Annotated in this window: 7 protein-coding genes; 3 read left to right on the top strand and 4 right to left on the bottom strand. The window is 36.2% G+C overall.

All coding sequences use genetic code 11. The features are described from left to right. Positions 1 to 41 precede the first annotated feature (41 nt). Positions 42 to 2,027, bottom strand: coding sequence for a hypothetical protein (locus C8P70_RS01000; protein WP_133711490.1), 1,986 nt, complete (start codon positions 2,025 to 2,027; stop codon positions 42 to 44). Positions 2,028 to 2,045: 18 nt separating this feature from the next. Then, complete coding sequence (locus C8P70_RS00995; protein WP_133711489.1) at positions 2,046 to 9,455, bottom strand: Ig-like domain-containing protein; 7,410 nt, start codon at positions 9,453 to 9,455, stop codon at positions 2,046 to 2,048. Positions 9,456 to 10,200: 745 nt separating this feature from the next. Between C8P70_RS00995 and C8P70_RS00990 the strand changes: the two genes are divergently transcribed. From C8P70_RS00990 to C8P70_RS00980, 3 genes are all read left to right on the top strand, one after another. Continuing rightward, positions 10,201 to 10,971 (top strand): enoyl-CoA hydratase/isomerase family protein, encoded by a 771-nt coding sequence (locus C8P70_RS00990; protein WP_133711488.1) that lies wholly within the window; start codon positions 10,201 to 10,203, stop codon positions 10,969 to 10,971. A gap of 105 nt (positions 10,972 to 11,076) precedes the next feature. Beyond that, positions 11,077 to 11,529, top strand: coding sequence for a 6-pyruvoyl trahydropterin synthase family protein (locus C8P70_RS00985; RefSeq protein WP_133711487.1), 453 nt, complete (start codon positions 11,077 to 11,079; stop codon positions 11,527 to 11,529). Between the two features lie 4 nt (positions 11,530 to 11,533). After that, complete coding sequence (locus C8P70_RS00980) at positions 11,534 to 12,322, top strand: UDP-2,3-diacylglucosamine diphosphatase (protein ID WP_133711591.1); 789 nt, start codon at positions 11,534 to 11,536, stop codon at positions 12,320 to 12,322. 21 nt (positions 12,323 to 12,343) lie between these two features. Here the strand turns inward: C8P70_RS00980 and C8P70_RS00975 are convergent, their stop codons facing one another. Then, positions 12,344 to 13,672 carry an HTTM domain-containing protein gene (locus C8P70_RS00975; protein WP_133711486.1) on the bottom strand — a complete coding sequence of 443 codons (1,329 nt, stop codon included), beginning with the start codon at positions 13,670 to 13,672 and terminating at the stop codon, positions 12,344 to 12,346. 1 nt (position 13,673) lies between these two features. Further along, complete coding sequence (locus tag C8P70_RS00970) at positions 13,674 to 14,597, bottom strand: bifunctional riboflavin kinase/FAD synthetase (RefSeq protein ID WP_133711485.1); 924 nt, start codon at positions 14,595 to 14,597, stop codon at positions 13,674 to 13,676. Positions 14,598 to 14,739: the final 142 nt, after the last annotated feature.

Here is a 14,739-nt window from a genome sequence, read left to right as displayed (position 1 = left end):
GCCTAAATTAAAAAACCTTATATCTGAAATTCTACTTTTAATTATTGTGCTGTAAACTCTACAACTACGTCATAATTACCCGCTCCTAAAATATTATACATATTTCCGGCACCGGTATTAAAATCAATTTGTTGACCAGTAACCACAATATCCGTTACACTTGACACTACTCCTTTTGCCCCAATTACCTTAATACCAATAATCTGATCAGGAGTTGTTCCACTTGGAATTGCAATACCTGTAGTTTCTGCAGAATTAGCAGCAATGGTTGTTTTATTGGTATAGATATAAATATCTGAACCATTAAAAGTATCTCCTGTTTTGGTAACTGTGGTATTATTAACCTTATCTCCTAATTGATTTTTGATTTCTTGTTTTTGTACTATTGTTGCATTTTTAATAGCATTTACAATTACTTCTGCAATATCTATCGGTGTTTTTACATCATTTATAATAGTATAGAACACATTTGGTGTACTAGTATCATCATCGTGATCTCCATAATAAACATTTCCTCCGTCATTGAGGATTTTTGTAATAGCCTTTTGAATATCTATATTTCCTTCAATTAAATTTTTGATATCGGCATTCACATCAATTGTTATCTGCGGAGTTCCTGTAATATCGGGTTGTTTTTCATTAAAATAATCATATGTTATTTCTAAATCTCCATCTGTTTTGTCTCCTGTTTCATTTTTAACAATCGTAGTCTCTGATTCATTGTCGGTGACAATCTTTCCAAATGCTGAATTATCTACATTAACCCAAGTATCCGTGGCAGCATCCCAGATTTGGAACGATGCCTGATTTGTCGTCGCGTCAATTACAATCTTGGTAACCCCGTCCTGCATGGAATTTTGGGAAATATACTCAATGTATTCTTCAATTGTATTGTAAGTATTGCCGTCAACCGTAACCGAATTATTGGTAACAAACTCTTCAAAATTGTTGACTACTCCGGCAACTACATCAAGCAAAATAGCTCCTGAAGGAACGGAGGTCCAGCTGGCTGGATCTGTCTCCCCGCCATTTTGTATATACGCTTCTGACAGGTAATATTGATTTCCACCATATTCTACGACAGACGTTTTGGATTCATTGTCGGTGACAATCTTTTTAAATGCTGAATTATCTACATTAACCCAAGTATCCGTGGCGGCATCCCAGATTTGGAACGACGCCTGATTTGTCGTCGCGTCAATTACAATCTTGGTAACCCCGTCCTGCATGGAATTTTGGGAAATATACTCAATGTATTCTTCAATGGTGTTGTAAGTATTGCCGTCAACCGTAACTGAATTATTGGTAACAAACTCTTCAAAGTTGTTGACTACTCCGGCAACCACATCAAGCAAAATAGCTCCTGAAGGAACGGACGTCCAGTTGGCTGGATCTGTCTCCCCGCCATTCTGTATATACGCTTCTGACAGGTAATATTGATTTCCGTCGTATTCTACAATAGTAGTTTTAGACTCAGCTCCATGAATAATATTAATTATATCATTGGTAATATCTTTTTTAACGTAGCTTGTTCCGTCAAAATAAACATATTCAATCTTGGGTTCAGTAGTTGCATCTCCAGGAGTAAATACCATACCTCCTCCATGAGTATCTCCATCTACTGAAGGATCAACTAAATTATTTGAGGGGAAAGCAACTTTTAAAAGATTAATAATTTTATCAACATCACCTTGCAAATCGGTGATATTATTTATTGTTTCATCCAATTGCTTTTGATTGACGATACGTTCCCATTTACTTTCAAACCAATAGTAAAATCCAGGAGCTATATTCTCTGCAGTTACTGATGCTGTGTTGTAAACTAACAGACTTTCGACCTGAGTTCCGGCTATAGGTCCGAAATTAGTTAACGTCCTCAACTCTACTCTCGGTATAAGAATACCTTTATTTTTTGCTACAATATCTAATTGAGAAGCATCTGCCGGATTAGGTGTCCCGATACCAACTTGTGCGTGTGAGAAATAAACCGCTCCCAGCAATGCCGCTACTAAAGTTATTTTTTTCATAGTGTGTTATTTTAGTGTTTATTTTTTTATTTTATTCGTTATCATAGGATTTGAAATAATACAATCTTTAGAGCACTTTACAGCCTCTATTTGCACAGGTACGCGACTGCCTATTTCACAACCATTGCGTATAGCCTGAACGTATAGGGTATATGTTCCTTCTGCCCAACTTTTAGGCACCTCAAAATTAAACCCGTCTGTTGTTGTCAATACTTCTGTTCCCGTTTCACTAGTATACACCACATAAGTTGTACATGCATCTGTGATTGGTATTATCAAATCTTTACCCAAACATACTTCTATCGGTTGATCAGCTTCCGGTATGTCTATTTTAGGTGCTATACTTACGTCATAAATCCTCGTAAAATCACCTAATACTCCGACCACACTTCCATAAGAAATTTTCACTCTATCATAAGGTTCATTAACAGGGTTAATGATAATTTTATATTTATTGGAATACCCCAATCCCAACAATTTTAGATCCAAAACACTGCTTGTATTATCTAACTCAGGTCCTACTGGTTCATTTCCTAAATAACGCTGTATTTTATACCCCTTAATCAATTCTAAACTTAAGACAGGGTTGCCTGGTATTTCTGTAATAATTTGCAACTCGTCTCCCGGTGTAGCTTGTTGTTTAAACACAACTGTTAAGGTTGCTCTGTTTAGAACTGCAACTCCGCGAGAAATCAATGCATACGTATCCAGATCGTTATCTACAGCATCCCAAGGATTTACTACCGAAGCAGTTGCACTTGCTACTCCCAAACCTATATCCTCCACCCCGTGCAATACATCTAAAACATCTTTTTTAGTATTACTGTCTATCGGATCACAATTTACTGTTCCTTCTTTTGTATAATACACTCCATAAACTTTTGCATTTTGTGCTACGCTTAACAAGGATCCTTGTGAAATTCTAACTCCCCAATACGCTTTTGGTCCGGATTTGTCAGATGGAACAAATGTAAATTCCATAACATTATCTGCCGCCAATAAATCAAGCAAGCCACCAGCAACCGTTTTCAATCCTCCAATTGTACTACCATCTGAGTTTAATCCTTGTACAGATATTCCTCCTGCCAACATCAGACCGCTGTATTCTTTTCCTAACTTAATAGTTACCGGTGTTCCGGCAGGCACTTCATGGTCAAACTCTACGTTTTGCCAAACAGTTCCTATTCCTAATAAACCTACTCCCGTAGTTAATGTAGAATGTGTTTTAGGATTGCCATCTACGGTATTTCCTGTAGCAGAAACACCTCCTGTAATTATAGAACCCCAGCCTTTATCTACAGTTGCGTATACGCGCTCTATCACTGGTGGACAATCGTTTGCATCGTACACATGAGCCAAAATAGTTTGGACCGTATAACAATCGCCACTTTGTGCCACAATCGTATACGTATATGTGCCTGCTGTTGCAAACGAAGTTGGCAAATTATTTGTAACGTCATTTTGAGCAGCATCATACCATGTTATAACCGCACCATTATTAGTTGTAGCCGTAGGCCATGTTACTGTTGTACCAACCGTAGTATAGATTTGATTTGAACTAACCGTTAATTCCGGTGACGGATTTACCACAATAGTATGTATGGCAGTATTTCCGACAGCATTTGCACAAAAGTTATCTCCTTCTACACTTACATACAACGTCTGTGTTCCTACTAAATCCGGCGTTGCGCTTACTTTAAACTCTTCACCTTCATGTACCAATTCTGTCAAAGCAGCATCAGTGTACCATTTAAATACAGGAGTATTAATTACAGGTGCCGTGGCACTTAATTCAGCTTTAAAAGTCGCTTCTTCTCCTTGACAAATCTCTGTTGGTGCCGTAATTGTAATATGCTCAGGTAATCCGATTGGCAATGCTTCTACCTCAACCTCTGCAGCAGCTCCTGTAAAACAGAACCCTGTTCCTTCTACTGTTACGTAATAGGTAGTTGTAGCGAAGATTGTAACCACAATACTTTCTCCTATTAACGGTGTATCGGATAGATTACTGTTTTTATACCACTTAAAAACCGGATTGATTAACCCTGTCGGAGCACTTGCACTCAACGTAGTTGTTAAGGTAACTTCTGTTCCCGGACATACCGGAGAAGATGGATCTGTTGTAATCGCATCAATTGCTGAAGCATCTATATTTGTACAACTGGCAGCCATCTCAAATTCTACTTCTTTTGTAATTACATCATTATCCGGAGTAGTGAAACTAACTTGAGCTTTGTTGCTAATGTTGCCTGCCGGCAAACTCTCTACTTCTACAGTTAGAATAAAGGTTTCTGTAGCACCCACTGCTAAATCTGACACATTAAAAGTTAACTCAGCTCCATTTACAATTGCTCCTCCATCATCAACAATGGATACTTCTGCTGGCACAGCATTCTGCAAGATATCTTTAACTGTTACACTAGTCAAATTTTTATTTCCGGTATTCTTGACAGCAATAGTATAAGTAATTTCATCACCAAGTTCTGCTTGATTGCTGTTTACACCATTACTTACTCCATTTTTGGCAACTGTAAAGTCATATACGGGCTCTACAGGAATAATTGTTCCCGGATTTTTTGTTGTATCCGGCTCGGTTGGATTTGTATTATCTACAGGTGGATAACTCTCAAAATCATCATTTACCCCCGGTAGTTTAACAACCGCTATATTTTTAATTTCATCTATATTAGTCAAGTCTTGCACTACTTTTGCTTTGAACGTAAAACTGTCCTCCTGACCAATTGGCAAGACTGAGGTTGAGGCAAAACTTACTATTCCGTTGTTATGTATTCCACCGCTTCCACTTACATAAGTTAGACCTTGTGGTAATTCATCCGTCACTGTAAACCCTGCTAAATCACGACCTCCAATATTACGTACATGAATAGTATACTCTACTTCTTCACCACCCCTTACAGATGTTTTGGTATTATCGCCGTCAATTTCATATGATTTCCACAAAATAATTTTTGGTTCCGCACAATCTTGGGTGATATAATACAAACGGACATCAGGAACCCCTATAGTAGCATTTACTAAAGAGTTTATTCTCAGGGCGATTTCGTCAATATCCTCGTCTAAAACTAAAGACACATCATGTGCACCACCATTATTAAACAAGGTACCCAAAGATACTCCGCCTAATACTGCCGTTTGCACTAGCTGATTGTACACTTCAACACCATTTTTATAACCTAAAATTCTGATATCGTCAAAAACTGCTGCATTTACAGTTCCTGTACCGACTTCCATTTTTAGTCTAAAAATAGTATTGGCCGGAACTACTTTATTGTACTGAATATTCTGTTGAATATGTCCAGCAACATTCAACGTACCAAGACTTAATGTAGAATAATCACTGTTATTATTGTTATTTAATGCTTTAAAAGCATCTGTAACGCCGTATGAACCTAATCCTGTAACTCCAACAGAAAGACCACTGCCATCCCAAGATGTGGAAAAGCCTTCTTCACATCCGTCAAAATCGGTTTCATAACACATACCATATATATGTAAATTATATCCATTGGCAAGTACTCCTAACAAAGATTCTGAAAATGCCTTAATTTCTACACTTGTATAATCTACCTCTGGAGAAATAGCTATAAAATATCTACCTGCTTTATCTTGTACAATCTTTATTAATCCATCTGCATCTTCAAACCCATCTCTACTGCTTCCTTCCAAAACCGTACTGGCACCATTCTTAGCTCGTACTACAAAATAGTTATCTCCTAAAGCGACATTATTCAGTAAGTTATACACTACTTCTCCAATACTTCCTGAAAGCAATGATTCCAAAATTCCGGCATCATCTCCAACTCTTAAATAGGAAGTAGTATTTGCATTTACTGAACTACCGAATTTTAACTCCAACACACTTGGCTGGTTGTTAATTCCAAATATAGCTCCAGCATCTGCACGCATTGTTGCATAAGAATTGTAATCACCATCAATGGCAAAATCAACATCATCTACTGCCTTAATAGTTCCTACTTCAACATCATCTGCACAAACCGGGGATTTAAATACATCATTTGGTGACAAGAAATCCGGATCTGGACAAGCCGAACTTAAACGAGACATGCCATATAAACGGATTGGTTCACTTGTATTAACAGCTACCAATGATGCAATTTTTAATTCTACGCGATCATACACCACTCCCGGAGCAAACGTAAACGACTGAACACCTCCTGAATTGAATAATGCTAACAAATCAATATTATTGATTAAACCCGAAGACAACGGCATTACACCTACATTTTGTTCTCCATTGTAAAATATTAATTCTGAACCACCGAATACATCTAAGTTCAATACTCCCGGATTTGCCAATTGCAAACGAACGCGTAGTTCATCATCAATATTTGATTTTGTTTTAAAATATACTTTTTGAGAAACTGAAGCAGCTACACTAGCTACACCTAAATTTAGTGCTGAATAATTTGAGTTATCAGCATCAATAGCAAATTCCGGATTAGCCACACCTCCATTTGTTAGGCCAGCAACATCCAAAGCAATTCCATCTCCATCCCATGATGTAAAAGCAGCTTGCTCACAAGCATCAAATTCAGTCTCGCGACACATGCTATAAACATTCATGCTTGATGAACCCATTGCTCCTACTAATGCTGTATGATAATATTCGATACGTACAGACTGGTAAGCATCTGGTGCGGTAACTGCTAAGTAAAACTTACCATCTTTATCTTTTACCAACTTAACAAACTCAGTATTAAATCCAGAAGTAGCACTTGAGTGCGCAGTACCTACATTATTACCTGCTGCATCTTTTGCCTGAACCACAATATATTGATTACCTAAGGCAACAGAACCTAACAAATCACCAAGAGCATTCCCTAATGACCCTCCCAATAAGGCATTAAAAAGGTTTGCTTCAGAGTCAACACGTATATATGACACTTCATGCGCTGCTAAAGTACTTCCGTATTTTAACTCAATATGACTTGAATACGCTCCTACTCCAAGAGCAGCTCCTGCACCTGCAGTAAGCGTTGCATACGTATCATAATTAGGATTGTCTGTAATAGCCTCATAAGGGAAGTTTACGTTTTCAAAGCTCACCAACGCGTTTGCACAATCCGGCGTATTGAATGGTGAATCCGTTTTTGGATCCCACGTTAACTCTGGGTCTGGGCAATCTGCTGAAAAACGCTCTACGCTGTAAACTTCCAATGGAACCGCAATTACGTTTGCCGCCACTAAAGAAGCAATTCCTACAGCTACTCTATCAAATTCTTCACCGGGTGCAAACGGAATGTTAATCATCTGCCCAGTAGATAATAAATTTAACAAATCGACACCTGGAATTAATCGTTCGTTTAAACGTTGTGAATATACTTCTTGATCGCCATTATAAGCTTTTACAATGATACTTCCAATAATATCAGCATCAACCACCCCGTTTGTGTTCATTTTCATTTTCACTCTAAAGTGATCGCGATCCGAAGACAATCCGTGGAATTGTATATGTTGCATCATGCTACCAGCTACACCAACAGCACCTACACTTATTTTTGACGCTGTAGCAATATCTCCGTCAATAGCATTTTGTGCATCAGTAACACCTGCTGCACCAAGTCCCAATAAATCTAAAGTAATACCCGAAGACTCAGAGAATGTGGCAAAACCTTGTTCACAAGCTGTAGAACCAGTAGAATAACATGCATGATATACGTTCATTGATTTTACAGTTCCCAAACCAACTAAAGCACCTAGTTTCTCTGTAATCCTAACTGCATCTATAGAAACATCTGGTGTTATTGCTACATAATAATGTCCATTTTTATCCTGAATAATTCGAGTAAGTCCACTTCCTGTCTTTCCTGCACTGGAAAACCCATCGTTACTAGAACGATTATAAACCATAGTACCATTATTTTTCCCTTCAATCGTAAAATAATGACTACCAAACAAGACATTACTCACAACACCATTTAATAATCCACCTACACTTCCGTTCAACAATCCACCTAATACTTCATCATCAAAATCAATACGGATATAAGTTGTTTCCCCTGCGGGGATTGTCTGAGCAAAACCTAACTCTACAAAACCATCGTAAGCTCCAATTCCAACGGCAATTCCGGAGCTTGCCTCTAACGTAGTAAAAGTGTCATTATCTCCATCCACCGAATGAGTGGGGAAATTTGCGTGTCCATGTGCTATCAAAGTAGTTGCACAAGCTTTGTTTGACAACATTGGCGGAGTTGAGGTTATCGTAATATTAGGATTTACGCAATTTACTCCATCATAACGCTGTACGTCATAAATTTTAACATCAGCATTTCCAACTCCCAAACCTATTAAGGCGTTTGTACGAATCTCTACTTGGTCAAATGCAACACCTAAACCATAACTCAAAGTTACTGGTTCTCCATTTTTCAATAAACCTAACAAGTCTGTACCCGCAAGTAATCCACTACTCAAAGAACGTGTAGCAACTGCTGTTCCATTATTTTTAAATATAATATCGACCGCACTTAAGACTTTTAAATCCAGCAAACTTCCTGTACCTAAAGCTATTTTAATATTAACAGAAGAACTTTCATCGGTTGTTGTAGCAAAATAAAAGTTTTGAGATAAGCTTCCCGCTACACTTAGTCCCAAAAGTGCACTTGATTTTAATGTGCTATATGTATCAAGATCTCCATCTATTGCATTTCCTAAAGTACCGTCTTCTACTGGAAGCACATCCAGATTTATTCCCGTAGTTCCGTCAAAAGATGTAAATACTGGACGACCACAATCTTGATTATTATCCTCGTAATAAAAAGCATTGTAAACGTATAGTTTAAATTCAGCTCCTGCACCCAAAACAGAAAAAATAGAACTATTGGTAATTCTAAGCCTATTATATTCAGCACTTGGACGAATAGCGATATAATTATTCCCGTCCGCATCTTGAATCAATCGAAATCTATCCGTATTAAACCCTTGATTACTATTTCTACTGTCAATTGCAGAACCATTATCTTTCTTTGCTTCTACTGAAAAATACTGGCTACCTCCAAGTACTACACCAACAACATCCTTTAACAACTGACCTAAATTCCCTCCTAATAAAGCATCCAATAATCCCTGGTCCCCATTTCCTATTTGAATATAAGACCAAGAATTTGCCGGTCTTGTTGTAGCAAACTGCAATTCTATAACTCCATCATAATTTCCGATACTTAAAGCAGTTCCTGGACTTGCTAATAAAGTTGCGTAATTATTATTATCACCCAATGCATTATTAGGGCTCTGAACTGTTGGGCTAACGGACAGTGGTTTATTGCCACTTTTATAAGTTACCTGATCTGCAATGACCTTCGTTTGTGCCCACCCATAGGACAATGAAGAGAGAAAAAACAAACAAAGGAGAATCTTCCTTAATATGTTACAAGTAATTCTTTGTCTCATTTGTTATCAATATATAGTTAATTTTAGTTTACGTATTCAAAATAACTACAGCATATCAATAAGCAGAATGCAAAGGATATTCCCTTTGTACCAACAAAGGGCAGGAAGAAAAAAAAGAAATAATAGGTAGCCTTGTATATTGTCAAAAGTCCCCACAACTGACAATATATACTTACAATTATTTACCCCTCAAAAACAGAAGAATAAAGACTACCTATTAAATTTTGAAAAAATTTGAATAATACCAACAATCCGAAAAGACCGCCAGTGAATTAATAACTTTTTCGACCCAATCCTACGCAGAATTTAAGTATTCCACTTAAACCTCTACTATAAAGATATACTTTACTATTATTTTATATATAATATATTTTTATTACACTTTCCAAGATAAATTTTCCCTTAGCCAATAGAAAATTTTGCTTTTTAAGCTTTCTTAACAATCCCACCTGTTAAGAAATTAACGAAATAAACTTTATTTCATACCCAAAACTACTACTTTTTTTTTATAGCACAAACTTTTTTATGCCTAATTTTAAAATTCGTCCTAAAGAAGCGTTATTTTTTTAACTTAATACAAACTTTTATTCGTTAATATTTTACAACACACCTGTGTTTTCCATAAAAATAGGCATGAAATAAAAAATTAACTTTATAAAATTCAAGTTTCAATGATTATTTCTTTATTTTAAAAAAAGTAAAAGGCATAAATTTTTTCTTACTTTTGAAATAATTTATTTTACTTATGAATTCAAATATGTTACAACCTTACGTACAAACTAATATTATTGGCAAAATAGCTACACTTACTTTTTTTAATCCGGCAAGCAATTCTTTTCCGAGTGCCCAACTTCAAAAATTAACCCAAAGCATTGAAGAGCTAACTAAAAACAAAACGGTAACCGTAGTAGTATTACAAAGTGCGGGAACAGGAGCTTTTTGTGCAGGAGCATCATTTGACGAACTTTTATCTATTAAAGACACCGTTAGCGGCAGCAAGTTTTTTTCGGGATTTGCTTCTGTAATAGATGCCATGCGCAGAAGCAGACAAATTTTTATAGGGAGAATACACGGCAAAACAGTTGGCGGAGGGGTAGGACTTGCTGCTGCTTGTGATTATTGCTTTGCTACGGAAAATGCTGCCATAAAATTATCTGAGCTTGCCATTGGAATCGGTCCTTTTGTAATTGAACCTGCTGTGTCCAGAAAAATAGGCAAAACAGCTTTTACTGAAATGTCCCTTGCTGCACATGAATGGAAAACCGCAAATTGGGCACATCAAAACGGCTTATATGCACAAATTTTTAGTAGTGCAGAAAATATGGATATCGAACTCAATGATTTCACGAATCGAATCAGTCAATATAACCCCGAAGCCTTGCATGAAATGAAAAAAATATTCTGGGAAGGTACAGATGACTGGACAGAACTATTACACAAACGAGCCCAAATTTCGGGCAAATTGGTTTTGTCTGATTTCACCATAGAGGCGTTAAATCAATTTAAAAACAAATAACAACATAGGACTGGCACATATTAAATTATGTATAGTTATTAATACAAAAATGCTGTACACCATACAACACAGAAATGATTACCTTTGCATAAATATTTTTTGATTATGCCTAAAATTAGAATCACAAAACAGTTTAATTTTGAGACCGGGCACGCACTCTACGGTTATGACGGTAAATGCAGAAATGTACACGGACACAGTTATAAACTGGCAGTAACAGTTATCGGTACTCCCATTGAAGATACAGATAATGTTAAATATGGCATGGTAATTGACTTTGGCGATTTAAAAAAAATCGTAAAAGAAGAGATTGTAGACGTTTTTGACCATGCAACGGTTTTTAATCAAAATACACCGCATGTAGAACTTGCTAAAGAATTAAAAGAAAGAGGACATCATGTAATCTTGGTAGATTATCAACCTACCAGCGAGAATATGGTTATTGATTTTGCCAACAAAATAAAACGCCGTCTGCCTCACGGAATAGATTTATATGCTTTGCGCCTGCAAGAAACCGAATCTTCTTATGCAGAATGGTATCAATCTGACAATTTATAAAATTTTGGAAATAACCATACAAACTAATAAAAACATCTATTTTGCCTCCGATCAGCATTTTGGAGCCCCAACGCGAGAAAAAAGCATTCCGAGAGAACAGCTTTTTTTAAAATGGCTCAAAGAAAAAGAAAATGACATGGGGGCATTGTTCATTCTTGGCGATCTCTTTGATTTCTGGTTTGAATACAAAACAGTTGTCCCTAAAGGATTTGTCCGTATTTTAGGCAAACTGGCAGAAATAAAAGACAGTGGGGTTCCTGTTTATTTTTTTGTAGGAAACCACGATCTTTGGATGGATGATTATTTTGAAAAAGAATTAGGCATTCCCGTTTTCCACCAACCACAGGTTTTTAATATCAACGGAAAACAGTTTTTCATTGGACACGGCGATGGTTTAGGACCGGGAGATTTGGGCTATAAGAAAATGAAAAAAGTTTTTACCAACCCTTTTTCAAAATGGCTTTTCAGATGGCTTCACCCGGATTTAGGCGTTAAATTAGGCTCCTATCTCTCAGTAAAAAATAAATTGATTTCCGGCGATGAAGACATTAAGTTTTTAGGAGAAGATCAGGAATGGTTGGTTTTATACGCCAAACGCAAGCTAGAAAGTGCTCATTACGATTACTTTGTTTTTGGACACAGACACCTGCCTATGATTATTGATTTGAATACTAACTCTAAATATATTAATCTGGGCGATTGGATTAACTATTTTACGTATGGTTTTTACAATGACGGCAACTTTCAATTAATTGAATATAAAAAAGAAATCGAAAGCCAAAAGCAGCATTAGTTTAGTTATTAATCTAAATAACTAAAACGGCTTTTCCAAAATCCAGTCTGCATGTTTAAAATAATCCCATTTTACCGTAGTAAAATCTACTTCAGGATTGACAAACTGACTGTATACTCTTCCGTTAATAGAAACCCAGCTGTCTACAAAAACAGAAACTTCCACTCCTTTAGCTTCATATTCTCTTTTGATATACTGTGACATCTGCCAGATCATATCCGGGGTATTCAGTCTTGCTTTTTGTTTAGCTGTAAGCACTGTTTCTAATGGGTAAAAACTGCGTTCTCCTGTTTGTTTATTTTTGACTATAAAATTGGTATATCCTCCTCTCGAACGCAACATCATTCGCCAACTTAAGCGATGCGCTTCATCTGTCCACAAAATATCTCCTTTTACAAAATGCTGTCGCAACGGCAATAAAATCTGAAAAATCATAAAAATACTCAAAACAGTTATTGCTCCTCTGGAAAGACTGTGCTGAAGTACCTGTTTAATATAATCCTCAGAAAGGACAATCGCTGGTTTTTTCTTAAAAAACAATCGCCGCATTTGATCGGGAGGATAGAAGAAAACAGCAAAACTCAACGCAAAGTAAGGAAATATTCCGATTTGGAGAGTTACAGAATTAAACAAGTGAAAAATCAAAGAAGCTACAAGCGCCAAAGTCCTCGTTCTTTTCCAAAGCAACATCGGAACGATTAATCCGTCAAATAAAATTCCGAGATAAGCAATGGCTATATAAAACCATTTCTGTGTAACAAAATCTTTAAAAGCCTCGGGAATATTTGCTCCCTGATACATAATCTGAGTAAATGTTCCATCCAGCCAATCGGGATAAAACTTAGCTATCGTGCCATATATGTAGAGAATAGATACCTGTAAAATAAATATCCAGGAGTAATAAACCGGCATAGCCAATTCTTCTTTTACTCTTCCCGATTTTACGTCTAAAGAAGCATAGCGATTGGCAGGTAAAAAACACATGTAAAAACAAATAACCAACAGTAAATAATAGTGGTTGTTATACGAAGTTTTTTGGATGTAATAAGCGCCTGCCCACAACAAGGTTAACAAAACAATACTTAAGCGATAGCGATATCCAAGCATAACTGCGAGAGAAACACATCCCATCAAAGCAAAATAAACATACATTTGCGGACCTCCTACAAGTACTTGTAAGAAATCCATGTAAATATGTGAAAAGGTCAGCTTTACATCAACTAAATTAATTCTTACCCATCCTGTTATAATCGCTCCAAAAGATTCACAAGCAAACAAGAATCCAAAAAAGATGCGAAAGATAATTAAAGGAGAATTATCAATTAGTTTCAAAGCTTTATTTTTCCACATATCAGCTAAAATACTTTCGGGTTATTATTTCATCTTGTTTAAGCCTAGATACCAGATCTTCCAGATTATCAAATTTTATTTCCTCTCTTATTCTGTCCAAGATACTAACTTTTATTGTTTTGCCGTACAAATCTCCCTCCCAATCCAAATAATTTACTTCAATAGAATAAGGATGTCCTTCAAAAGTAGGGTTTATTCCTACACTCATCATTCCCTTCACTTTCTGACCGTCCAGCTCAGACTCAACAATATAAATTCCATTTTTAGGAATAAGTTTATACGTTTCTTCAATTTTAATATTTGCAGTTGGAAAACCCAACTTTTTACCCAACTTTTTACCATGCACAACTATTCCTGAAAAAAAGTAGTTATGTCCTAAAAATTCATTCGCTTTTTTTATATTTCCTTCTTCTAAAGCGGTTCTTATCTTGGTAGAACTGATAGAAACATGGTCTATTTCCTGAGCCGATATTTCTTCTACTTCAAAACCATATTGTTTGCCAAAATTTCTAAGATCATTGATATCCGCCGTTCTGTTTTTTCCAAAACGATGATCATATCCTATAATTATTTTAGAGATATTAAAAGTATCAACCAAAACTTTTTTTACAAATTCTTCCGCTGTCAGATTGGCAAAATCCATATCAAATTTCTGAATCACCAAATTATCCAATCCTAACTGTTCTAAAAGTTCTTTTTTTTCATCAAGTGTATTTAACAATTGAATCCCGTGATCTTGTTTTAAAACCATGCGCGGATGTGGAAAAAAAGTCAACACCAAACTTTCTGCGTTCATTTGTTTTGCTGCATCTGTCAGCTTTTTCAAAATCATCTGATGTCCTACATGAACGCCGTCAAAAGTACCTAAAGTAGCTACAATTCTTTTATTAGTCTTGAATTCACTGATTGAAGAATATATTTTCACGATTAATTTCTTAGTTCTTTTTATATATATTACTCTTTCCTTTGTACGGAAAATTTTCTGAACGTAAAAATAACCCATATTTGTAAAATGGCATTACAAAAGCAATAAAAATCCCGTTTTTTAATCTTTTGCTTTATCTTTA

Source organism: Myroides indicus (assembly GCF_004364575.1).
Taxonomy (GTDB): Bacteria; Bacteroidota; Bacteroidia; order Flavobacteriales; family Flavobacteriaceae; genus Flavobacterium; species Flavobacterium indicum_A.
Note: the sequence above shows the minus strand (reverse complement) of the source record. Positions and strands in the feature narration are given on the sequence as shown.

Coding starts and splice junctions, on each gene's coding strand:
- C8P70_RS01000 (WP_133711490.1), bottom strand. CDS start 2,027: ATGAAAAAAATAACTTTAGTAGCGGCATTGCTGGGAGCGGTTTATTTC.
- C8P70_RS00995 (WP_133711489.1), bottom strand. CDS start 9,455: ATGAGACAAAGAATTACTTGTAACATATTAAGGAAGATTCTCCTTTGT.
- C8P70_RS00990 (WP_133711488.1), top strand. CDS start 10,201: ATGAATTCAAATATGTTACAACCTTACGTACAAACTAATATTATTGGC.
- C8P70_RS00985 (WP_133711487.1), top strand. CDS start 11,077: ATGCCTAAAATTAGAATCACAAAACAGTTTAATTTTGAGACCGGGCAC.
- C8P70_RS00975 (WP_133711486.1), bottom strand. CDS start 13,672: ATGTGGAAAAATAAAGCTTTGAAACTAATTGATAATTCTCCTTTAATT.